Source organism: Tessaracoccus pujii (assembly GCF_054483895.1).
Map to the genome: position 1 here is coordinate 3,253,487 of NZ_CM137012.1, position 20,457 is coordinate 3,273,943.

Annotated in this window: 28 protein-coding genes; 15 read left to right on the forward strand and 13 right to left on the reverse strand. The window is 69.9% G+C overall.

Annotated features, from left to right (window positions below; translation table 11 throughout):
- Nucleotides 1-72: 72 nt before the first annotated feature.
- From ACX1D0_RS15100 to ACX1D0_RS15110, 3 genes are all read left to right on the forward strand, one after another.
- Nucleotides 73-336, forward strand: coding sequence for a type II toxin-antitoxin system Phd/YefM family antitoxin (locus ACX1D0_RS15100; protein WP_459018816.1), 264 nt, complete (start codon nucleotides 73-75; stop codon nucleotides 334-336).
- Nucleotides 333-596 (forward strand): type II toxin-antitoxin system RelE family toxin, encoded by a 264-nt coding sequence (locus tag ACX1D0_RS15105; protein WP_459018817.1) that lies wholly within the window; start codon nucleotides 333-335, stop codon nucleotides 594-596. Before ACX1D0_RS15100 ends, ACX1D0_RS15105 begins: the two co-directional genes overlap by 4 nt.
- Nucleotides 597-708: 112 nt before the next feature.
- Entirely contained in the window at nucleotides 709-1,293 is a 585-nt protein-coding gene (locus ACX1D0_RS15110) for a hypothetical protein (protein WP_459018818.1), read from the forward strand.
- A gap of 128 nt (nucleotides 1,294-1,421) precedes the next feature.
- On the opposite strand, the gene ACX1D0_RS15115 is transcribed toward ACX1D0_RS15110, so the two are convergent.
- From ACX1D0_RS15115 to istA, 3 genes are all read right to left on the reverse strand, one after another.
- Complete coding sequence (locus ACX1D0_RS15115) at nucleotides 1,422-1,850, reverse strand: GNAT family N-acetyltransferase (RefSeq protein WP_459020465.1); 429 nt, start codon at nucleotides 1,848-1,850, stop codon at nucleotides 1,422-1,424.
- Between the two features lie 127 nt (nucleotides 1,851-1,977).
- Nucleotides 1,978-2,721, reverse strand: a complete 744-nt coding sequence (locus ACX1D0_RS15120) for an ATP-binding protein (protein ID WP_459017647.1) — start codon at nucleotides 2,719-2,721, stop codon at nucleotides 1,978-1,980.
- Complete coding sequence (gene istA / locus ACX1D0_RS15125) at nucleotides 2,718-4,283, reverse strand: IS21 family transposase (RefSeq protein ID WP_459017646.1); 1,566 nt, start codon at nucleotides 4,281-4,283, stop codon at nucleotides 2,718-2,720. Before istA ends, ACX1D0_RS15120 begins: the two co-directional genes overlap by 4 nt.
- 305 nt (nucleotides 4,284-4,588) lie before the next feature.
- Here istA and ACX1D0_RS15130 point away from each other — a divergent pair, with 305 nt between their 5' ends.
- From ACX1D0_RS15130 to ACX1D0_RS15140, 3 genes are all read left to right on the forward strand, one after another.
- Entirely contained in the window at nucleotides 4,589-5,263 is a 675-nt protein-coding gene (locus ACX1D0_RS15130) for a tyrosine-type recombinase/integrase (RefSeq protein WP_459018819.1), read from the forward strand.
- A 165-nt stretch (nucleotides 5,264-5,428) separates the two neighbouring features.
- The gene (locus tag ACX1D0_RS15135; RefSeq protein WP_459018820.1) at nucleotides 5,429-5,644 is read left to right on the forward strand and encodes a hypothetical protein; all 216 of its coding nucleotides are present in this window, start codon (nucleotides 5,429-5,431) and stop codon (nucleotides 5,642-5,644) included.
- Nucleotides 5,628-5,873, forward strand: coding sequence for a YlcI/YnfO family protein (locus ACX1D0_RS15140; RefSeq protein ID WP_459018821.1), 246 nt, complete (start codon nucleotides 5,628-5,630; stop codon nucleotides 5,871-5,873). The genes ACX1D0_RS15135 and ACX1D0_RS15140 overlap by 17 nt, the downstream gene beginning before the upstream one ends.
- Before the next feature lie 25 nt (nucleotides 5,874-5,898).
- Here ACX1D0_RS15140 and ACX1D0_RS15145 read toward each other — a convergent pair whose 3' ends face one another.
- The 5 genes from ACX1D0_RS15145 to ACX1D0_RS15165 all read right to left on the reverse strand — a co-directional run bounded on the left by ACX1D0_RS15145 (nucleotide 5,899) and on the right by ACX1D0_RS15165 (nucleotide 7,744).
- Entirely contained in the window at nucleotides 5,899-6,261 is a 363-nt protein-coding gene (locus tag ACX1D0_RS15145; RefSeq protein ID WP_459018822.1) for a type II toxin-antitoxin system death-on-curing family toxin, read from the reverse strand.
- On the reverse strand, nucleotides 6,258-6,461 hold the full coding sequence (locus ACX1D0_RS15150; protein WP_459018823.1) for a CopG family transcriptional regulator: 204 nt from the start codon (nucleotides 6,459-6,461) through the stop codon (nucleotides 6,258-6,260). The genes ACX1D0_RS15145 and ACX1D0_RS15150 overlap by 4 nt, the downstream gene beginning before the upstream one ends.
- Before the next feature lie 200 nt (nucleotides 6,462-6,661).
- The gene (locus ACX1D0_RS15155; protein ID WP_459018824.1) at nucleotides 6,662-6,817 is read right to left on the reverse strand and encodes a hypothetical protein; all 156 of its coding nucleotides are present in this window, start codon (nucleotides 6,815-6,817) and stop codon (nucleotides 6,662-6,664) included.
- 107 nt (nucleotides 6,818-6,924) lie between these two features.
- Complete coding sequence (locus ACX1D0_RS15160) at nucleotides 6,925-7,413, reverse strand: ABC transporter permease (RefSeq protein WP_459018825.1); 489 nt, start codon at nucleotides 7,411-7,413, stop codon at nucleotides 6,925-6,927.
- A 196-nt stretch (nucleotides 7,414-7,609) separates the two neighbouring features.
- Nucleotides 7,610-7,744, reverse strand: coding sequence for a hypothetical protein (locus ACX1D0_RS15165; protein ID WP_459018826.1), 135 nt, complete (start codon nucleotides 7,742-7,744; stop codon nucleotides 7,610-7,612).
- Nucleotides 7,745-7,867: 123 nt separating this feature from the next.
- Between ACX1D0_RS15165 and ACX1D0_RS15170 the strand changes: the two genes are divergently transcribed.
- Complete coding sequence (locus ACX1D0_RS15170) at nucleotides 7,868-8,158, forward strand: hypothetical protein (protein ID WP_459018827.1); 291 nt, start codon at nucleotides 7,868-7,870, stop codon at nucleotides 8,156-8,158.
- 89 nt (nucleotides 8,159-8,247) lie between these two features.
- Here the strand turns inward: ACX1D0_RS15170 and ACX1D0_RS15175 are convergent, their stop codons facing one another.
- Entirely contained in the window at nucleotides 8,248-9,342 is a 1,095-nt protein-coding gene (locus ACX1D0_RS15175; RefSeq protein ID WP_459018828.1) for a cobalt-precorrin-5B (C(1))-methyltransferase, read from the reverse strand.
- Between the two features lie 218 nt (nucleotides 9,343-9,560).
- Here ACX1D0_RS15175 and ACX1D0_RS15180 point away from each other — a divergent pair, with 218 nt between their 5' ends.
- A complete protein-coding gene (locus tag ACX1D0_RS15180) occupies nucleotides 9,561-9,944 on the forward strand; it encodes a hypothetical protein (RefSeq protein WP_459018829.1) in 384 nt (127 codons plus the stop codon).
- 35 nt (nucleotides 9,945-9,979) lie between these two features.
- Here the strand turns inward: ACX1D0_RS15180 and ACX1D0_RS15185 are convergent, their stop codons facing one another.
- From ACX1D0_RS15185 to ACX1D0_RS15200, 4 genes are all read right to left on the reverse strand, one after another.
- The gene (locus ACX1D0_RS15185; RefSeq protein ID WP_459018830.1) at nucleotides 9,980-10,603 is read right to left on the reverse strand and encodes a response regulator transcription factor; all 624 of its coding nucleotides are present in this window, start codon (nucleotides 10,601-10,603) and stop codon (nucleotides 9,980-9,982) included.
- Nucleotides 10,600-11,682 (reverse strand): sensor histidine kinase, encoded by a 1,083-nt coding sequence (locus ACX1D0_RS15190; RefSeq protein WP_459018831.1) that lies wholly within the window; start codon nucleotides 11,680-11,682, stop codon nucleotides 10,600-10,602. The genes ACX1D0_RS15185 and ACX1D0_RS15190 overlap by 4 nt, the downstream gene beginning before the upstream one ends.
- 118 nt (nucleotides 11,683-11,800) lie before the next feature.
- Nucleotides 11,801-12,331 carry an alpha/beta fold hydrolase gene (locus ACX1D0_RS15195; RefSeq protein WP_459018832.1) on the reverse strand — a complete coding sequence of 177 codons (531 nt, stop codon included), beginning with the start codon at nucleotides 12,329-12,331 and terminating at the stop codon, nucleotides 11,801-11,803.
- A 40-nt stretch (nucleotides 12,332-12,371) separates the two neighbouring features.
- Nucleotides 12,372-13,025: a precorrin-8X methylmutase gene (locus ACX1D0_RS15200; protein ID WP_459018833.1), complete on the reverse strand. Its 654-nt coding sequence runs from the start codon at nucleotides 13,023-13,025 to the stop codon at nucleotides 12,372-12,374.
- A 211-nt stretch (nucleotides 13,026-13,236) separates the two neighbouring features.
- On the opposite strand from ACX1D0_RS15200, the gene ACX1D0_RS15205 reads away from it, so the two are divergent.
- From ACX1D0_RS15205 to cobT, 7 genes are all read left to right on the forward strand, one after another.
- Nucleotides 13,237-13,911 carry an energy-coupling factor ABC transporter permease gene (locus tag ACX1D0_RS15205; protein WP_459018834.1) on the forward strand — a complete coding sequence of 225 codons (675 nt, stop codon included), beginning with the start codon at nucleotides 13,237-13,239 and terminating at the stop codon, nucleotides 13,909-13,911.
- A complete protein-coding gene (locus tag ACX1D0_RS15210; RefSeq protein ID WP_459018835.1) occupies nucleotides 13,904-14,173 on the forward strand; it encodes an energy-coupling factor ABC transporter substrate-binding protein in 270 nt (89 codons plus the stop codon). Before ACX1D0_RS15205 ends, ACX1D0_RS15210 begins: the two co-directional genes overlap by 8 nt.
- A gap of 13 nt (nucleotides 14,174-14,186) precedes the next feature.
- Complete coding sequence (cbiQ, locus tag ACX1D0_RS15215; RefSeq protein WP_459018836.1) at nucleotides 14,187-14,930, forward strand: cobalt ECF transporter T component CbiQ; 744 nt, start codon at nucleotides 14,187-14,189, stop codon at nucleotides 14,928-14,930.
- Complete coding sequence (locus ACX1D0_RS15220) at nucleotides 14,915-15,727, forward strand: energy-coupling factor ABC transporter ATP-binding protein (protein WP_459018837.1); 813 nt, start codon at nucleotides 14,915-14,917, stop codon at nucleotides 15,725-15,727. The genes cbiQ and ACX1D0_RS15220 overlap by 16 nt, the downstream gene beginning before the upstream one ends.
- Nucleotides 15,724-16,323, forward strand: a complete 600-nt coding sequence (gene cbiT / locus ACX1D0_RS15225; protein ID WP_459018838.1) for a precorrin-6Y C5,15-methyltransferase (decarboxylating) subunit CbiT — start codon at nucleotides 15,724-15,726, stop codon at nucleotides 16,321-16,323. The genes ACX1D0_RS15220 and cbiT overlap by 4 nt, the downstream gene beginning before the upstream one ends.
- 59 nt (nucleotides 16,324-16,382) lie before the next feature.
- Complete coding sequence (cobBC, locus tag ACX1D0_RS15230; RefSeq protein WP_459018839.1) at nucleotides 16,383-18,956, forward strand: bifunctional hydrogenobyrinic acid a,c-diamide synthase/histidinol phosphate aminotransferase CobBC; 2,574 nt, start codon at nucleotides 16,383-16,385, stop codon at nucleotides 18,954-18,956.
- Nucleotides 18,957-19,145: 189 nt separating this feature from the next.
- Entirely contained in the window at nucleotides 19,146-20,201 is a 1,056-nt protein-coding gene (gene cobT / locus ACX1D0_RS15235; protein ID WP_459018840.1) for a nicotinate-nucleotide--dimethylbenzimidazole phosphoribosyltransferase, read from the forward strand.
- Nucleotides 20,202-20,457 lie beyond the last annotated feature (256 nt).

Consider the following 20,457-nt stretch of genomic DNA (forward strand, 5'->3'; position numbering starts at 1 on the left):
CGCGTTCGTCTCGTGACAAATGGAGATGCTGAATTGTACGTTTCGGCTGTTCCAGCGGCTACCATGGGTGGCATGACTGAGATGACTGTGAGCGACGCCCGCGCACGCCTCGCCGATGTCGTGGACGCGGCACGCGTCGGTCACGACCCGGTGTACCTGACTCGTCGGGGGCAGCGGGTGGCCGCGGTCATCGATGCCGATGATCTGGATCGGCTGATTGCGGCCGCGGAAGACCTGGCCGATCTCGAGGCTGTCCGCGCGGCACGTGTCGAGATCGGCGATGGTGGGTCGGCGATCCCCTGGGAGCAGGTCAAGGCCGACCTCGGCCTGGCATGAGCTATCGGATCGAGGTCGCGCCCGCTGCGGTTCGACAGCTACGCAAGCTGGACCGCGCCGCCCAGCGGCGGGTCCAGGCGGCGATCGAACTCCTTGCCAGCGAACCGCGCCCGAGCGGTGCGAAGAAGCTGGTTGGCGGTGACGGCGAATGGCGTGTCCGGACCGGTGACTACCGGATCGTCTACGAGGTCCACGACAGTGTGCTGCTCGTCCTTGTGGTTGCCGTGGGCCACCGCCGCTACATCTACGAACGCCGGTAGCCGGACTTCAGCACGAGGTCTTGTCCCGTCTCGGCCTCAGAGGCCGACTCGAGGCGTCCAGACAGGCGGGTCGCAGACTGTGCTGTTGTGCGCCTAGGCATATCGTTTGGCCATGAGCACCTTGGGCGTGCGGGTGGCGCAGCTTGACTCTCGTGGAGTTGAGTCCGGTCTGCTGGAGCCGACGTACCCGTGGTTGGAGTGGACGGTGGACGGGGTGCCGTTGCGTCGCCTGTACTCGCCCAGTGCCGATGACAGGGTTGTCACGATGCTTCAGGCCCGGGATGCCGAGGACGAGCACATGCGGACCGAGAACCTGCTCCGACTTCGGGGAGACGCCATCGCGCCTCCGATGTTCGAGCCCCGATTCCACCGGACGAGGCTCGATCGGTTCCTGCACCTGCGTGGCACGCCTTGTGCTCCTGCAGGTACGGCATTCGAGGACGGTCGGGTGGGCCTGCTCTACTGCTATTGCGGGGACCTCGATTGCGGAGCGCTCAGCACCTGGATCGACGTGACTTCAGAGAGTGTCCTTTGGCGCGACATCGGATGGCAGGTCAGCTACAAGCCGTACGCGCCTTATGATCCGGGGCAGGACTGGCCTGGGGATCGGGATCTGGCTTTCGATCGGGCGCAGTACGTAGGTCTGATCAGCCAACTCCTCGATGCCGATTGGTCACACGGACTTCCGAAGGTGTAGGCGCTGCTGCGGGCATCCGACTGACACGACGGCACGCTCGCTGGGCTCCGAACCGGTCGGCCGTGGGACTGCCGAACATCCGCACATGCCGCGGCGAGCGCGGTCCATCCTGCCGGATTGAATGCGTCTCAGGCTCGGGTTGCAGGAAGCGTGGGGCAGACCATGACGCCATCGTCTTCGCGCCCTGCCACCGGGATGTAGCCCTCCGAGAGGTACAACTTTCGGGCGTAGTTATCGGGTTCGACCGACAGGCTGAGCGTGGCGATGTGCCGAGACGAGGCTGTTGCTCGAAGGCGTTGTAGCAGGCTTCTGCCGATCCCCATGCGACGATGACCTGCGCTCACCCACAAACTGACTTCCGGAGTCCGCTCGTCGACGAACCCGTAGCCCGCATCGTCGCGGGGGAGGAATACGGCCCATGCCACCCCCACAGGAACGCTGCCCTCCTCGGCGACCCAACCGAAATCCCCTCGGTCGAACTGCACTTCGACGTAGTGGCGGAATTCGATCCGTTCGAGGATCTCCTGCTCGGTGAACTTTGCCTCCTGCCAGTTCAGGTGAGTATTTGACCGTGTGAGCGCCGTTGGTTATCGCGCTTGAGCGCCACTGGATATTGGGGTCGAGCGCCGGGGGTAGTGCCGGTGAGCGCCACCGGGGGTCGTGGTGGCGCTCACCGGCTCTGGGTTATGCGGTGGCGGTGTGTTCGCGCATGTTGGTGCCGCCGGTTTCGATCCAGATGGTGTTGTGGACGATGCGGTCCATGATCGCATCGGCGTGGACTCCGGAGCCGAGGCGCTGGTGCCAGTCTTTCTTCGCGTACTGGGTGCAGAACACGGTGGAGACTGCGTCGTAGCGGCGTTCAAGCAGTTCCAGGAGCATGCTGCGGGTGCTGTCGTCGGGCGGGTCGAGGAGCCATTCGTCGATCACGAGCAGCGTGAACGCGGCGTATTTGCGGAGGAACTTCTCCTTCCCGGCGGGCCGGTCCCTGGCCGCAGCCCAGGCCTCTTCGAGGTCGGGCATGCGTATGTAGTGCGCCCGATACCGGTGCTGGCAGGCCTGTTTCGCCAGCGCGGAGCCGAGGTAGGACTTCCCGGATCCGGTGAAGCCTTGGAACACGACGTTCTGCTGTCTGGTGATGAAGGTGCAGGTGCCCAGTTGGGCAATCACCCCGCGGTCGAGGCCACGCTGTTCGACCAGGTCGAGGCGGCGGAAGTCCGCGTTCGGGTAACGCAGCCCCGCCCGGCGGATCAGGCCTTCGACCTTGCCGTGGGTGAACGTGGCGTGGGCGTCGTCGACGGCCAGCTTGATGCGTTCTTCGAACACCATCCCGAGGGTGAGGGTGTCGTCCTGGGTTTCCAGGGCGTCGACCAGGCAGGTGGCGCCGATCTCGCGGAGCTTGCGTTTGGTCTCGGTATCGATCCGGGTCATCGTGCGCCTCCGTAGTAGTCGGCCCCACGCACGTACCCGACCGGCCCACCGCCGCCGTTCTCCGGTTCGATCCCCGGCCCTCGGCTGCGGGTGTGGTCCTGGTTGGTTTCCAGGATCGGCCTCAGATGGGCGTAGCGGGGCGAGCGGACCCTGGACGCCAAGGCGATCTGGCAGGCTGCTTCGAGGCGTTCAGTCGAGTAGCGGCGAGTGAGCCGCAGGACCGCCAGCGCGGCATCGAGGCCCTGCTCATCGACCGGGACGGACTCGAAGATCCGGTTGACCACGGTCAGCGTGTTCTCCCCGACCCGGCCCGCCCACTGGCGGACCCTGGCCGCGTCCCATTGCCGGTAGCGCGGCCCCTCGGGCAGATCGGCGTCGTGGGTGCGGTACTGGTTGAACACGCCTGGTGGTGCGAGCAGGTGGCTGGTCAGCCGCGTGTGACCGGTGAACACCTCGAGCATCGTGTCGGTGACCCGCAGATCGACACTGCGACCAATATGCGAATACGGCACGGAGTAGAAGTTCTTCTCCCACACGACATGCCCATTCTTCTGGACTCGTCGCCCGTAGACCCAGCGGCTGATCTCGAACGCGACCGCGGGCAGCGGCCGCAGCAGCGGCTTCTCCTCCGCTTCGAACACACTCAGCCGGGAGCCTTGGCGTTTCTGGAAGGGTTCACGGTTGTAGGCCTCCACCCGCTGGTAGATCGCGGCGCGCAGCTCGGGCAGCGTGGCGAAGCGGCGGTCCCGGAGCCCGGCGATCACCCACGTCGCGACATGCGCGACGGTGTTTTCGACGCTGGCCTTGTCCTTGGGTTTCCGGACCCTGCCGGGTAGCACCGCAGCCGAGTAGTGCGCAGCCAACTCCCGGTAGGCGTCGTTGAGGACCACCTCACCCTCGGCGGGGTGTTTGATCACGCCGGTCTTCAGGTTGTCTGGAACGATCCGCGGGACGGAGCCGCCGAACCAGTCGAACATCGCCACATGCGCCCGCAGCCACGTGTCCTGCCGCATATCCAGGGCCGGCTCGACGAACGCGTAGCGGGAGAACGGCAACGTGGCCACGAACAAGTAGACGCGCTGCTGCTGCCCGGTCACCGGATCGGTCAGCTGCATCGTCGGCCCGGACCAGTCGACCTCGATGCTCTGCCCGGCCTTGTGACCGATCCGCGACGCGGCCCCGCTGACCAGGACATGCTGCTGATAGTTCTTGCAGAACCGGTCATAGCCCATCGCCGTCGACCCCTCGACGCGGCATCGGTCGACGTACTCGCCATGGAGCAGCTTCAACGTCACCCCGACCCGGGCGAGCTCGCGATGCACCGACGGCCAGTCCGGCTGCGCATGGACGCTCTCATGCTCCCCGCGGCCCGGGAACAGACGGGCATACACCTGCGCCTCGTCCAGGTCGGCGACGTCGTCCCAGCCGACGTCCTCCCGCTCGGCGGCCTCGATGACCGCGGTCACGCTATGGCGTGACATGCCCTGCGCGGCGATCTGCCTGCCCGAGAACCCCTCCTCGCGGAGCCGAAGCACCAGCTTCGCTTTGATCTTGCGTACCATCCCAATCACTCCTTCTGCCGCGTGATAGGCCACACGGCAGGAGGAGCCTACGAACCCCGCACCCGGCGCTCACCGACACGAACCGGTGGCGCTCAACCCCACGAACCCGCACGGCGACGGATGGCGCTCAACCGCAATACCGCTGGCGCTCAGAAGACCGAATACTCATCCATACTGAATCAGACCTGCGGGCATTTCTGGTGTGGTGTCGCGAGCGGGGTCTGGAGCCGTTGGAGGCTAGTCGGGCGCAGATCGAGTTGTACGTGCGCTGGATGCAGGAGGTGCGACACTTCCAGCCCTCGACCGTGAGCCGTCGGGTCTCGGTGATGGCAGGCTTCTATCGCACCTGCGTTATCGACCAAGTAATCCCGGCGTCGCCTGCTGACTACGTCAGGCGCCCCAACGTGCCGCCGGAGTCCCCGACTCTGGGCCTTTCGCACCTTCAGTTCGAGGCCATGCTCAGCGCCTCACGGCTGTCGGCTAACGTCAACGACTTCGCCCTGGTGGTGATGCTGGGACTGCTCGGACTCCGGATCTTCGAAGCATGCGGCGCCAACATCCAGGACCTCGGTGAGGAGCATGGTCACCGCGTGCTGAAGGTCCACGGCAAGGGCGGCAAGGTCGTCCTCACCCCACTCCCGCCCGCGGTTCAACGGGCGGTCGAACACGCCGTCGCCGGAAGAGCGGAAGGGCCGATCCTGCTCAACCGTCGCGGCTCTCGGATGGACCGCCACGCTGCCACCCGGCGGCTGAAGCACCTCGCCGAGTCCGCCGCGATCCAACTGCCGCGGATGCACCCGCACATGTTGCGGCACACGTTCGTCACCACGATGCTCGACGCTGGAGTCGACCTACGTGACGTCCAGATCGCCGCCCGACACGCAGACCCCAGAACCACCATGCGCTACGACCGCGCCCGCAAGAACCTCGACAGGCACCCCAACTACATCCTCGCCGCCTACATGGCCTCCGGCACCTGACATGCTACGAACCCGGTGTCGTACTACATTGTCCGACGCAAGGTACACTGGGCGACGTGGGAGAGGAACTCAACTGGGACGACGAGTCCGCGGCGTACATCCGAAATCGCGGCGACCGTTACCCCGCGCGGGGGTGGCGTCGAACCGAACTGGGCGCAGGAGGTGATGGATGATCCGGACCTCGCGGCGTTCGAGCCGGACCCGAAGTCACGGATGGGTGCTTCTCGATTCATCGGCTTCTCCACGGCTGCTGGAAGAGTGCTGGTCGTCATCGCGTTCCGAGACGCTGATGGGGATCTGCACGGGATCAATGCGTGGCCGGCAACGGGTGCCGATCTGAGGTTCTATCGAGAGGGGACTAGACATGGCAAAGACAATTGATCCTGCGCTGGCGGCTCGCCTGCGAGATGAGTCTGAGAGAACCCGCGAGAACGACTACCCGGAGGGCGCGCGACCGTCCCGCCCGAACCGGACAAAGGTGTACTCGATCCGGCTCAGCGAAGACGAGCAGGCCCGGGTGCAGCAGGCCGCCGACGCCCAGCACCTTCCACCGTCGACCCTGGTGCGTTCCTGGATCCTCGACCGACTCAACCAGGACAAGACCGCCTGAAGCCATCCGGATCTACCGCTGGTGGTCATTGCCAAGACGTGAGGCGGGTCGATACTTCCTGGTACGTCGCGGTCCCGCTGGCGACCGCGATAACCAGGTCGTACGCCTCGCCGTCAGGCGCATCCAAGTCGATGCCATTGAGGCCGTAGAACACCACCAGCGACAGCCAGCCAAGACGCTTGTTCCCATCGACCAGGCCATGGTTTCCGACCAACGATTCCAGTAACACCGCTGCCTTGTCGTCGAGGCCGGGATACGCATCCCTGCCGAAGACGCTCACACGCGGGCGGTGGACCGCGGAGTCGAGCAGTCCGATGTCGCGAACGGGGCCAACTCCAAGGTCCTCCACCAACGACAAGACGTCCTCGAGGGTGAGGTACTCGATCAATGGCCCAACCGGTCGAGCAGATCGGCGTAGCGTGCCCGAGCCGCAGTGGACAGGAGTCGTACCTTGTCCTCGCGGAGCCGTCGTGCTGCTGCTTCACGGATGGCGCGCACGGTGGCTTCCTGCTTGCTCACCCCCTCTGCCTCGGCGAGCAGTGCGAGGGCCCTCTCGTCCTCTGGTTCCAGTCGAAGTGTCATCGCCATGTCCTCATGATACCAGTGTGGTATCTCCCGCTCATCAGCGGGCGGCGCCGTCAAGGAGGGCGGATGCTCCGGTCTTCGTGAGCCGGGGGGCCAGGGCGGGGTCCGCGTGGTGGTGTTTGGGGGCCTTCGGACAGGCCATTGAGGGAGGCGCCGTAGAGTAACGGGGCGGGTACTGGGTCGAGCAGCCACAGCGGAGTCAGTCAGTCCCGGTAGCGGATGGTGGTCGCCTTGCTGGGCCGGTCCACGTCGACGGGGCTTGCGGCGGTCCTGACGGTTTCCCAGGCCGGGGGGCCAGCGGTGGCGGTGCCGTACGCGGTGATCCAGGCGCGCAGAATGTCGGATCGACGCACGGTCACGCCCTGCTCGTCGGCCAGGTCACGAGACAGGGCACGAGTTAGGCAGGTCCAGCTGGGTCCGCGGGCACGCGGGGCCAGGGACCGGATCCCACAACATCCGCGACTGGTCAGGCCGTTCGGAGTACCGCCACGGGGTCGCGGTGTGCGGCCACCATGCCTGCGGGCACCGTCGCGACGAGGGCCGCCACGACCACGAGGGTGGCGGTGGCGGCGGTATGCCCGAGCGGAGCGATGGTTTCCGTGGCCATGCCGAAGGCCGTTACCGCGACGATGCCCAGCACCGCGCCGGCGGTGGTGGACAGCGCGGCGCGAAGAACGATCAGGCTCATGAGGTCGAAGCGGCTGATGCCGAGGGCTCGCCGTCGGCCGAGGTCGCGCTGCCGGATGAGCACGTCGGCCAGGGCGACGGCGCCAACGAACAGCGCGCCGACGAGCAGGACGATGAGGGTGGTCTCGTAGCCGGCCAACCGGACGACCCCGCCCACCAGTTGGGAGGTCTCGGCGAGGTCCCGTGGGGAGGAGAGGCCCAGGTTCCCGGGGTCGGTGGGCGCCAGCAACCTCCGGAGACCGCGTTCGGTGGGGCCGAGTTGACCCACATCGTCGACGATGACTCGTGCCTGCTCACCAACCCCGGGTGTCGCGGAAACGTAGATGGCGCCGTCGCGGAGCCAGTCGAACGGGGCTGCCGCGTCGTGCGTGTCGAGAATGTCGGCTCCGCATCGCCTCCGTCAGGTGGGCGGGCAACACTCACATGAGGGATGGCTCCCCTGGGTGTGTAAGGGCTGCCCGTGGTCAGCAGCCCGGGTACCAGGGGAAGACGGTGCAGATGTCTCGGGCCTCGGCGTCGGGGCGCGGGGGCGCGTCAGCGGGGCCGACGATGGGCAGTAGCAGTGCGAGGAGCGAGACCAGGATCGACATGCTGCTCATACAACAGGGTTCCGGTGTGTGTAGGCGCCGGTGGGGTGTGGGTGGGTTCATTCGTGCCCGGATGGGGTACGAAAGATCCTTCTTGTGGGTGTCGGGGTTGTGGGCGTCCTAGGGTGGGTGCTCGTGAAGCGTGCAATGGTGGTGAATCGCCTGCTGGCGTGGGGTGGGGCTGAGTCAGCCGTCGCGCTGCTGATGATTGCGGCTTCGGTGTTTGCGTTCGTGGGCGGTCGGATCTCTGTGGCTGCGTTGGCGGCGGATGTGCTGGCGCTGGTGCTGGCGCTTGTCGCTTTGCGCTGGCTGGGGCTGGGGATCGGCCTTCTGCTGCCCGGGCTGGCTGTGGTTCTCTGGCTGGATCCTGACGGTTCGGGAATGGCTTTGTATCTGTGCGCGATGAGCGGCAGCTCGAGATCGTAGGGGAGGGACTCAAGAACCTGAGGCGGTAGGACCCTGGAACGTCTGCGCTCATCCCCGACATTCACCGGACCGACGTGCCGCATCCCTCATCAAGCCGAGTTGCCGACGATGGCGCCGCCCCGATCGATGCAGACGACCTCGACCGCGACGGGGGCCCCGCGTAGGACGGCGAGGGCGTGATCCTGGGCCGCGGTGGCGACGGCGTCGCCCAGCGGGATGCCGTCTGCCTCGGCCAGGCCGAGGGCCTCTGCCGCGGTGTTGGCGGCACGGATCGCCGTGGCGAGCGCCTCTCCGGCGCCTGCCTCGATGGCCAGGCCCGCGAGGTGGGACAGGTCCACCTGGGTGCGGTGGGAGTGCAGGTCGAGGTGTCCGGCGGCCAGCTTGGTGAGCTTGGCGAACCCGCCGCAGATGGTGAGGCGCTCGACGGGGTGCCGGGAGACGTATTTCAGGACGGCCCCCGCGAAGTCACCCATGTCCAGCAGCGCCAGCTCGGGCAGGCCATACAGCTCGGCGACGACGCGCTCCGACGTCGAGCCGGTGCAGGCGGCCAGGTGTTGCAGGCCGGCGGCGCGGGCGACGTCGACGCCGCGCCTGATCGAATCGATCCACGCGGAGCACGAGTAGGGGACCACGACGCCTGTGGTGCCGAGGATGGAGATCCCCCCGACGATGCCGATGCGCGGGTTCCAGGTGTGCCGGGCGATGGCCTCGCCGTCGTCAACCCCGATGGTCACCTCGAGGTCGAGGGACACGCCGTGTCGGCGGGCGACGGCGGAGAGGTTTGCCGTGATCATCGCCCGTGGAGCGGGGTTGATGGCCGGCTCGCCCACAGGGAGCGGGAGCCCGGGCAGCGTGACGGTGCCGACGCCGGCGCCGCCGACGAACCGCACGCCCGAGCCCGGCGGGCCCGGGCGCACCCAGGCGCGGACGAGGGCGCCGTGCGTGACGTCGGGGTCGTCGCCGGCGTCCTTGGTGACGGCGGCCATCGCGACACCGTCGCTCAGCTGCTCGAGGGTGAGGGCGAACGACGGCCGGCGGTCCAGGGGCAGCTCGATCTCCACCAAGTCCGGGAACTCGCCAGTGAGCAGGGCCTCGTAGGCGGCCGTCGCGGCCGCGGTGGCGCAGGCGCCGGTGGTCCAGCCGGGCCGGAGCTTGGAGTCATCGAGTTGCCCGCGGCGCGCCATCGTCAGCAGCCTCTAGTCACAGGTTGGGGGGCGGTGACGGGCACGTCGCCAGCGTACCGGGAGCGCTTTCTTGGCTGGGGCCGGGGTCGGACCGAGCGTCGCTCCCTGCCTTGCAGTGTGCAGAGGAACGGGTAGCGCCGACTCATGGGTGGGCACAAAAGTACCCTCTTTGGTCCCGCTGCTTGTTCGGCGACGGGTCGCTGTGTTGACTAGGCGGTATGAAGCACTGGATGGTGTGGCTGGTTTGGGCTGCGGTTGGTCTGAGCCTCGGCTGCACGTCGAGCCAGGCTGCCCCCGAGGTAGCTTGGCGGGAGGGGGCGCTAAACGACGGCGGACCCACGGCCCTGGTCAGCGGGATGCTGCAGCTCAATGATGGCTGCCTATACCTGACTGCCGAAGATGGGACCGACTACCTACCGGTCTTCCGCGGCGCCCCGAGTTGGGGTGACCATGGTGCACTCGAGACAGAGCACGGTACCTTCGAACTCGGTCGGCCGGTTGAACTGACCGGCGGTGAGTCCGCGGCCTCGGCTGAGGTCTCCGATGACACGCACATCCCGAAAGGTTGCGATCTGACCAAGCCGCGCTGGACCGTCAACTAGGTCGGAGCAGGACCATCCGGGCGGGGCATCTCATCTCAGGTGGATGCGTTTGACCAAGAGACGGATTGTGCCATCAGCTGGGGGCGGCTGTTGACGCCCGCGCGCCTCATGAGGGTGCCGACCCGCTTCTTGACCCCCGAGACGGACATGCCCAAGGCCTCGGCCATCTGGTGATAGCTGCGGCCGGCGTTGATGGCCCGGATCAACTCGTGGTCGACGGCGTCGCGCAGCACTCCGTCGGGCGCTGGCTCCCGGCTGGTCACCCTCGTGGTGAGGGGGCGCGCCGCGTCGGGTGAGTGGACGAAGATCCCGGCGTGCGCGGTCAGGATGGCTGCGACAAGCGCCTTGGCGGGGGTGTCCTTGTACAGGAACCCGCTGGCGCCCGCCCCGAGCGCCTCGGTGAGGGTGGTGCTGCTGAGGCTAGTGAGCAGGAGGACGCGCGGCGGGTCCGGGCGGGAGGTGAGCGCCCGGCAGGCCTCCACCCCCGACATGCCCGGCATCCGGACGTCCATGAGCCACAGGTCGACTTGGGACGCGGCGAGAGCCTCATGCCCGCCGGCGCACTGGTGGACGACCGCGATGTCGTCGACGCGCGCGAGCGTGCTCGCGAGGTAGCTGAGGACGAGGGCGTCGTCGTCGCAGATCCCGACGCTGATCATGTCTGCAGTTGCCTCACGGTCAGCGGCATCTCCACCAGGCAGGTCCAGGTGCCGTGCGCCGATGCCATATGGAGGCTCCCGCCCGCCAGAGTGGCACGGTGGCGCATGCCGAGCGTGCCGAGGCCGGTGCCCTGGGTCTGCTCGGCACTCATCCGGTTGGTGATCACCAACTGGTAGTCCACTGCGGACAGCTCGCCGACGATGGTGCAGGGGCCGTGCCTGAGGCCGTGCTTGGCCACGTTGTGGAGAGCCTCCCGGAAGATCTGCGCGAGGGCGCGGTCGACGGAGGCGGGCAGGGTGGGGCTGAGGTCTCCGGACAGGGTGACCTCGTGGCCGCGACGCTTGAGTTCGCGGACCTCAGAAGCCAGGGTCTCCCGGAAGTTCGCGTCCTGCGGCTCGGCCTCTCCGAGCTGCATCATGCGGATGGTGTCGCGGAGGGCGGCTCCAGCGTTGCGGGCCCGATCGGACAGTGCGGCCAGGGTCTCTGGAGTGGCGCCGCCGGCGAGGTGGGCCGCGTCCGCCTCCATAGCGATGACGGTGAGTTCGCGGGCGACCGAGTCGTGCAGATCCAGGGTGGCCTGAAGGCGAAGGTCGCGTTGGCGACGGGCCTCGGCCTCGGCGGCGTTGCGCGACACGGCGTTGAGGCCGAACCCGACGAGCACGAACACGCCGTCGAGGGCGAGCCAGCCGAGAATCACCTCGAATGGATTGAACTCCTCTCCGAGCTTGCGGGCGGAGGCGGTCACCGACGCCGTGAACACGGTCGCCGCCATGACCGCCGCCTGGGCCCACCGGCCGTTCCGTAGGGCCGCGACCACCGGCAGCAGGAGGAGGTAGGGCCAGAAGCCGAGGGAGTTCTCGTCGATTGCGGCCGCCGCGATGGCCAGGGTGATGGTCAATGCCGCGCCGACCTGCGGCCACCGGACCGCGACCACCACGGTGACGAACGCGGCGATGTCGATTGCCACGACCTCAGGAGTCAGGACCATCCGCGCTCGGGGCGCGAGGAATTCGGCCGTGATGATCACGAGCGCGATGAGGACCTCCAGCGCGCCGCTCGAGAGTGCTTTCCGTCCCACGCCGTCATCCTACGGCTCGGCAACGTTCGCCTGACGAGCGGAGGAGCGCGGGAAGGTACTTTCGTACCCTCTCGGATGCGTTCGCGCCGGATCGCGGCGACACTGCGCCCATGACGATCTACGGATACCTCGTCGCAGGGCAGTGGTCGTGGGCGGTGGGGTCCGTCGGCGCCCCGGCCGACCTGTGCGAGCTCTTCCCGTGGCTTCCCGGGTGCCGACAGGTCTTCATTCGCAGTGGTGAGCGTGTGGCGCCGAGGCTCTTAGGGGGACCTCGGCGCCACACTCGTCCATTGGGTGGTCGAGATCCTTCCCGGCCAGCAGGTACTTGCCGACGAGCGCGGCGTGATCCGCGATGCTCAGGTCGCGGTTGGGGGCGGGGCGAGCGGCCGTATCCGGCCAGATCGATGAGGTGGACGTCGCCGTGGTTGGCGAGTTCCACCGCCGTCGGACCGTACGAACGCGCGGACACGCCGATGCCGTGGATGAGCACGAAGTCAGGGCTCGTCTTCTGCGGGACCTGGCAGGGGAACCGGTAGGACACCATCGACGCGTCGCCATAGCCGGAGCGGCTGGTGTGGTACTCCACCGTGCCGACGTACTTGTTCTTGTACACCACCTCGTCGCGGGGTGCGTGGCGGCGGGCGGGCATGCGCCTCAGCGTAGCCCTGCCGGCGTCATGCCAGCGATTCTCAGCCCTGGCGCGAGGTGTTGGTCAGCTCGTCGGTGCTGGCGATGGCGTTGACGGCGGCCACCGTGAGGGCCGAGCCGCCCCGTCGGCCGTGGACGACGAGGTACTCGAGGCCGAGGTCGTTGTCGGCCAACGCCTGCTTGGACTCGGCGGCGCCGACGAACCCGACGGGGATGCCGATCACCGCGGCCGGCCGCACGCCGGTCTCCGCGACCACCTCGAGCAGCCGGAAGAGTGCGGTGGGGGCGTTGCCGATGGCGACGACGGCGCCGTCGAGGCGGGGCAGCCACAGGTCGATCGCGGCCATGGTCTTGGTCATCGACTTCTCGGCGGCCAGCGCCGCGAGGCGGGGGGCCTTGATGTGGCAGACGACGTCGTTGTCGCGGGGGAGGCGGGAGGCGATGATGCCGGTGGCCACCATCGAGGAGTCGCAGAGGATCGGCGCGCCGGCCCTCAGGGCGGCGTTGGCGGCGGCCACGACGCCGGGGGTGAAGGCCACGTCGTCGGCGACGTCCGGGGCTCCGGCCGCGTGCACCATCCGCACGACGACGCGGGCCACGTCGTCGGGGAACCGGGTGAGGCCGGTCTCCTCGCGGATGATCCGGAAGGACTCCCGGTAGATCTCGGAGCCGTCGGTCAGATAGTCGTAGCGCACGCCGCTCACCGTAGTGGACCCCGTAGCCGGGTGACGACGGGGGTTGTGGTTGACTGGCGTCACACATTCATCCGCGAGGGGACCAGGAAGCCGGGTTGAGCCGGCACGGTCGCGCCACTGTGAACCGCCGTCGCGCGGGAAGTCAGGAACTGGCCCCTCAAGGCCGACTGCCCGGGACGCGTCATCCCGGCCGAAGGGACTTGAGATCGCGATGCATATCGCCGAGGGGATGCTACCCCCATTGCACTGCGCGGCCTGGTTGGCCGCCTCCACCCCGTTCGTCATCCACGGCGCCCGCGCCGTGCTCACCACGGTGCGAGAGCACCCGGAGCGCAAGTTGATCCTTGCGGCGGCCGGCGCGTTCACGCTGGTGGTGAGCGCGATGAAGCTGCCGTCGATCACGGGGAGTTCGTCGCACCCCACCGGTACAGGCCTGGGGGCGGTGCTGCTCAAGCCGCCGGTGATGGCGTTCCTCGGCACGCTGGTGCTCCTGTTCCAGGCGACGTTGCTTGCTCATGGCGGGCTGACGACGTTGGGGGCGAACGCGTTCTCGATGGCGGTCGTCGGACCGTGGGCGGCGTACGGGGTCTATCGGGCGACGTCGCGGCTATCGGCTCCGCTGTGGTTGTCGATGTTCGTGGCGATGGCGGTGGCGAACATCGCCACCTACGCCGTGACGTCCTTCCAGTTGGCGCTGGCCTACCCGGATCCGGTGAGTGGGCTCGGGGGTGCACTCGTGAAGTTCCTCACGCTCTTTGCGGTCACCCAGATCCCCCTGGCCGTCGCCGAGGGGCTGCTCGGCGTGTTGCTGGTCGGGTTCCTGACCCGTGCGGCGTACCCGGTGCTGTCCGGGCTCGGCCTGCTTCGGGGGGATGTCCGTGTTTAGCCGCCGCGACCTGTGGATCGGGGCGGCCCTCGTCGTCGCGATCGTCGCGGTCTATCTCGGGAGCCTGGCGTTGGCACCCTCGGGGGCCGAGTTCGCCGGCACTGACGCTGCGGCCACAGAACTCGCCGGAGGCCCGAGGTACGGGCCGTTGTTGAGCCTCAGCCCGGAACTCGAGTCCGGCCTGTTCGCACTCCAGGCGGGACTGGGCGGGCTCCTCCTGGGCTTCGTGCTCGGCCGATTGACAGCTCGGCGCACGTCGTGAACGGCCTACTCACGTGAGCGTCCACCTCACCGCCGTCGACGACGCCGCCTGGGCCGGACCGTGGCGGGGGGTCGCCGTCGGGCACAAGGTGGGGCTCGCCGTCGCGCTGGTGCTGACCGCTCTGCTCACCCCGGCCTGGCCTGGGAGCCTGCTCGTGGCGGCGGCTTCGCTGCTCCTGATGCTCGGCCCGGCCCGCATCCGACCCGGGCTGGTTGCCACCGTCGCGCTGCCGCCCCTGGCGTTCCTGCTCGTGGGCGCGCTGCCGCTGGCCGTCGAGGTGGGCGACGGGCTGCGCGTCACCGCCGACGGCGGGCTCCGGGCGGCGGAGATGCTCGCGCACGGCGTCGCGGGGACACTGGCCGTCCTGCTGCTCGCCACCACCACGCCGATGGTCGACGTTCTCGGCTGGCTGCACCGTCGCGGCATCCCGGGCCCGCTGCTGGAGCTCGCCGAGCTGATGTACCGGCTGCTGTTCGTCCTCCTCAGCAGCGCGCTCGCGCTGCAGGCCGCACAGACCGCACGACTCGGGGGCGAGGCCCCCTTCCGGCGCCGGTTCCGGGCCGCAGTCGACGGCGTCGGCACGGTGCTGCTGATGAGTTGGCGCCGCGCCACCCGGCTGCAGGCGGGCCTGGAGCTGCGCGGCTACGAGGAGTCGCTGCCGACGCTGCGGCAGACCGGCTCCACCCGCCCCTGGACTCTGGCTGCGGGCGCAGCTCTCATCGCCGGCATCTGGCTGGCCTCATGGGCGGTGGCGTGATGTTGCGGGCCGAGGGGGTCGTCGTCGGGTATCCCGGCGGGCCGGCGGTGCTGACCGGCGCACACCTCACGGCCGCGCGGGGGCGCCGGGTGGCGCTGCTCGGGGCCAACGGGTCCGGCAAGACCACCCTGCTGCAGTGCCTGGCCGGCGCGCTGCGCCCCTCCGACGGCCGGGTCACGCTGGACGGACAGCCGCTGTCCCACACGCGGACCGCGCTGCGGGCGCACCGTCGTCGCGTCCAACTCGTGCTTCAGGACCCCGACGACCAGCTCTTCTCGGCGGATGTCACCCAGGACGTCTCGTTCGGGCCGCTCAACCTCGGCCTCACCGACGACGCCGCCCGCGCCCGCACCCTTGAGGCCCTCTCGTTGCTCGGAATCGCGCACCTCGCCGCCCGCCCCACGCACCAGTTGAGTTTCGGCGAGCGCAAGCGCGTGGCCCTGGCGGGGGCGGTGGCGATGAGGCCGGACCTCCTGCTTCTCGACGAGCCGACCGCCGGCCTCGACCCCGCCGGGGTCGCCGACCTGCTGGTCACCCTTGCCGGCCTGGACGCCGGCATCGTGCTGGCCACCCACGACGTCGACCTCGCCCTGGCCTGGGCCGACGAGGTGGCCGTCGTGGTGGGCGGCCGCGTGGCGCAGGGGCCACCGTCGCTGCTCGGCGATGAGGTCCTCCTCCGCGACGCCCACCTCCGCCGCCCCTGGCCGCTGGAACTCGCCGAACGCCTCGGCCTGCCCGGCGCCCCCCGCGACCTCGACCAGGTCCTCGACCTCCTCGCCGAAGGATCCCGCGCATGATCACCGACCCCGACGGCACCCTCCTCGGCCGCACCCCCGGCCTGCCCGACGACGTCTTCGAGCACGACGGGCTCATCACCAAGCGGCACATCCGCGCCTCCGCGCTGGCGCTGCTCCGCCCCCGGGCCGGGGAGCTGCTGTGGGACCTCGGGGCGGGCGCCGGGTCGGTGGCCATCGAGTGGTGCCGGGCCGCCGACGGGGCGCGGGCGGTCGCCGTCGAGCGGGTGCCGGAGCGGGCGGCGAGGGTCGCGGCGAACGCGGCCCGGCTTGCGCCGGCGGGCGCGGTGCGGCTGGTGGAGGCGGGTGTCGCGGAGGCGCTGGCCGGCCTGCCGCGGCCGGACGCGGTGTTCATCGGCGGCGGAGCGACCTCGTCGCTGGTGGATCGGGCGGTTGAGGCGTTGCCGCCTGGGGGCCGGATCGTCGTGCACGGGGTGACGGTGGAGGCCGAGGAGGTGTGTGTCGCGGCATACCGACGGTGGGGCGGGCAGCTCGCCCGGCTGCACCACGAGCACGCGGCGCCCATCGGCCGCCTGCTCGGCTGGACGCCGGCGCGCGCCGTCGTGAGCTGGGCGTACCTCGTGGCGGTGTCGCGGTGAGAGATGACGCTCGTCAAGCACCCCTTCCAGCAGGGCCAACGCGGGCAGGCGGGCATCGAATGGTGAGCCGGCTGGTGATCGCGGCGCCGTCGTCGGGGCAGGGGAAGACGACGGTGGCCACCGGCCTCATGGCGGCGTTGCGGGCGCGGGGGCTGGAGGTGGCGCCGTTCAAGGTGGGGCCGGACTACATCGACCCCGGCTACCACGGGCTCGCCACAGGACGGCCGGGCCGGAATCTGGATCCGTTCCTCTGCGGGGAGGAGCGCATCGGGCCGCTCTTCGCGCACGGCTCCGCCGGGGCGGATGTGGCGGTGATCGAGGGCGTGATGGGGCTGTTCGACGGCCGGCTCGGCACCGGGGGATACGGGTCGACGGCGCACGTGGCGGGGCTGCTCGAGGCGCCGGTGGTGCTGGTGATCGACGCGCGGCACACGGCGCGCAGCGCCGGGGCGGTGGCGCTGGGCATGGCGAGGTTCGATCCCCGCGTTCACGTGGCGGGAGTGATCCTCAACCAGGTGGGCAGCGAGCGCCACGGCGCGGAGGCCCGCGCCGCCGTCGAGGAGGTGGGGCTGCCCGTGCTGGGGGTGCTGCCGAAGGCACTGGACATCGAGGCGCCGTCGCGACATCTGGGGTTGGTGCCGGTGGCGGAACGCGACGACTCGAGGGTCGCGGCGATGGGCGACATGGTGGCCGCGCACGTGGACGTGGCGGGGCTGCTGGCGGTGGCTCGTGCCGTCGGTCCGGTTGGATGCGAGGCGTGGGACCCGGCGCGGGAAGTGTCGCCGCCGTCGGACCGTCGGCCCGTGGTGGCCGTGGCCGGCGGCCGGGCGTTCACGTTCCGGTATCCGGAGACCGACGAGCTGCTTGCCGCGGCGGGTTGCCGGGTGGTGGAGTTCGACCCGCTCGTGGACGAGAGGCTGCCGGAGGGGAGCGCCGGGCTGTGGCTCGGAGGCGGGTTCCCGGAGGTGTACGCGGGGGAGTTGGCATCGAACCGGGCCTTGATGGCCGAGATCCGGGAGGCGGTCACGGGCGGGCTGCCGACGGTCGCGGAGTGTGCCGGGTTGCTGTACCTGTGCCGGAGCCTGGACGGTCGCGGGATGGTGGGCGCCGTCGAGGCGGACGCGGCGATGGGGCCGCGGTTGACGATGGGCTACCGGGTTGCGACGACGGACCGGGCCACGCTGCTTGGCCGCCCCGGGGAGGAGGTGACCGGGCACGAGTTCCACCGCACGACGGTGACTCCGGTTGGGGAGACCGCAGCCAGGGAAGCGGACGGGCCCGAGGGCGCCGTGCCGGCGTGGATGCTGGACGGGAGGGCTGACGGTGTCGCGGGGGGGAGCCTCCACGCGTCCTACCTGCACGTCCACTGGGCGGGCCACCCCCAGTTGGCGCAGCGCTTCGCCGACTCGGTCCATTCCCGCTCCCTCAGGAAGGCCTCCCGCGAGGCGGCGGAGCGCATCCCCCGCCTCGCGCCTCCGGCGAAGGGGAACGTTCCCGAGGCCGGCTCGACCCACCAGCGCGGCTGGTGTTCCTCCAGATCGGTTCCCGATCCCCTGAGGGGTCCGAGACCCTGCCTGGAGGAACAGCAACCGCGCACCCCCGACCCAACCTGGCTCGTGCCCGGCACAGTCGACCTCCTGCACCACGGCGACAGCGACCTCGCCCCAGGCCTCGTCGACCTCGCCGTCAACGTCCGAGTCCCAGCGACACCGGCCTGGCTCGCCGAAGAGATCTTCGGCGATGGCAACGTCGCCACCTACCCGGACCCAAGCCCCGCCCGCGACGCAATCGCCGCGCACCACGGTGTCGACCCCGGGATGGTGCTCCCGGTCGCCGGCGCCGCGGAGGCGTTCACGCTCATCGCCCGCGCCATCCCGGGCGACGCGCTGATCGTCCATCCCCAGTTCACCGAGCCCGAGGCGGCGCTCCGCGCCGCCGGCCGCGACCCCCGTCGACACCTGCTCCGCCCTGACGGGGGCTTCAGGCTCGTCCCCTCCCAGGTTCCGACGGCCGACCTCACCATTGTCGGCAACCCCACCAACCCCACCGGCGTCCTCCACCGCGCCGAGGACCTCCTCGGGCTCCCCTCCAAGACCCTCGTCGTCGACGAGGCCTTCATGGACGCCATCCCTGGGGAGCGGGAGACCCTCATCGAGCCCTCGATGCCCGGGCGCCTCGTGCTGCGCTCGCTCACCAAGACCTGGGGCCTGGCAGGGCTTCGGATCGGATACGTCGTCGGCGACCCCGCCCTTATCGACCTCCTCGCCGCCCAGCAGCCGCCCTGGTCAGTCTCCACGCCTGCGATCCGCGCGGCCGTCGCCTGCACCTCGCACCGCGCCGCCGCCGAGGCTGCCCGCCTCGCGGAGGAGACCGTCGCGGCCCGCGCCGACCTCGCCGCCCGCCTCACCCAAGCCGGACTCGCCGTCGTCCCGGGCCAGGCCCCCTTCGTGCTCGCCGACGCCGCGGCACTGTCCCCGTCGTCGCTGCGCGGGCCCCTGGCCGAGCGAGGGTTCGCCGTGCGTCGCGGCGAGACGTTCCCGGGTCTCGGGCCGACGTGGTTGCGGTTCGCGGTCCGCACTCCGGACCTCCACCGCCGCCTGGCCGCGGCCCTGACCGACCTGGCGGCCACGTGAGCCGCTCAGCCATGGACGCGCCCGAAGTCGCGATCAGCACCCCGCCCTCGGTCCGCGGGGCACGCGTGCGACCGGCCAGCGACAGCACCGCGTCGCGCCCGGCCAGGGCCCCCGCCAACCGGCGCCCCTCCGCGGTGCCACCCAGGAGCGGAATCACCACGCCATACAACCATCCGTGAAAGGACACCCATGACCCTCCTCGATGACACCCTGTCGGCCATCCGCCCCGCCTCCGCCCACGCGCTTGCCGCAGCTGAGGCCCGCCAGCTGCGCCTCACCAAGCCCCCGGGCAGCCTCGGCCGCCTGGAGGAGATCGGCAACCGCCTCGCCGCCATCGCCGACGCCTGCCCGCCCCCGCTTCCCCAGCGGGCGGTGATCGGCCTGTTCGCCGGCGATCACGGCGTCTGTGCCCAGGGCATCAGCCCCTGGCCCCAGGAGGTCACGGTCCAGATGGCGCTCAACATCGCCTCCGGCGGCGCGGCGATCAATGCGATCGCCCGCCAGGTGGGAGCCGACGTCTGGGTGACCGATGTGGGTGTGGCGGCGGAGGTCCCGGCCCACCCGGGGATCCGCGCACGCAACGTCCGGCGAGGGACCCGCGACTTCACCGTCGAGCCCGCGCTCACGCTCGACGAGGCCCGTTCGGCCCTCGAGGTGGGCATCGAGACGGCCAACGAGGCCATCGACGCCGGTGCCGACATCCTTCTCACCGGCGAGATGGGGATCGGTAACACCACGCCGGCAAGCGCGCTGATCGCGGCGTTCTCGGGCCTGCCCGTGACCTCGGTGACGGGCCGTGGGGCCGGCGCCGGCGACGACATGCTGTCGAAGAAGATCCAGGTGATCGACGGCGCGCTGGCCCTGCACCGCCCCGACCCGACGGATCCGCTGGGAGCGCTCGCCGCCGTCGGCGGTCTGGAGCACGCGGCGCTGGCAGGGTTCATCCTCGGCGCGGCGGCGCGTCGGGTGCCGGTGATCATCGACGGTGTGATCGCCGCGTCCGCGGCGTGTGTCGCGGCGGCGATCGACGAAGCGGTGACCGGCTACCTCATCGCGGGCCACGCGGGCGTCGAGCCAGGGATCAAGGCTGCGCTGACCTGGCTGGACCTGCAGCCGCTGGTGGACCTCGACCTCCGCCTGGGCGAGGGCACCGGCGCGGCGCTGGCCCTCCCGACGGTGCAGGCGGCTGCGCGGATCCTTCGGGAGATGGCGACGTTCGACTCCGCGGGTGTCGCGGAGGGGTGAGGGCCCCCGGCCTGCAGTTACGCCCGGGTCCAGGACGCTCGTGCGCGGAGACGGGGCCCCAGTGCCGCCCTCTGCGCTCAGGCGGGGGCGGGGTGACCGGCACTACCGGCACGTCTCCGCGGAGTGGGCGCCGCTCTCCTGTGAACGTCGGTGGCATTCAGGAACGGAGGAGTGCCCCTAGCTGCACCCACCACGTCGTGAATGAAGGGCCCGCGCGCGCGGAATCGTGCCCAAACTGGCACCCTCTGGTCCCTTC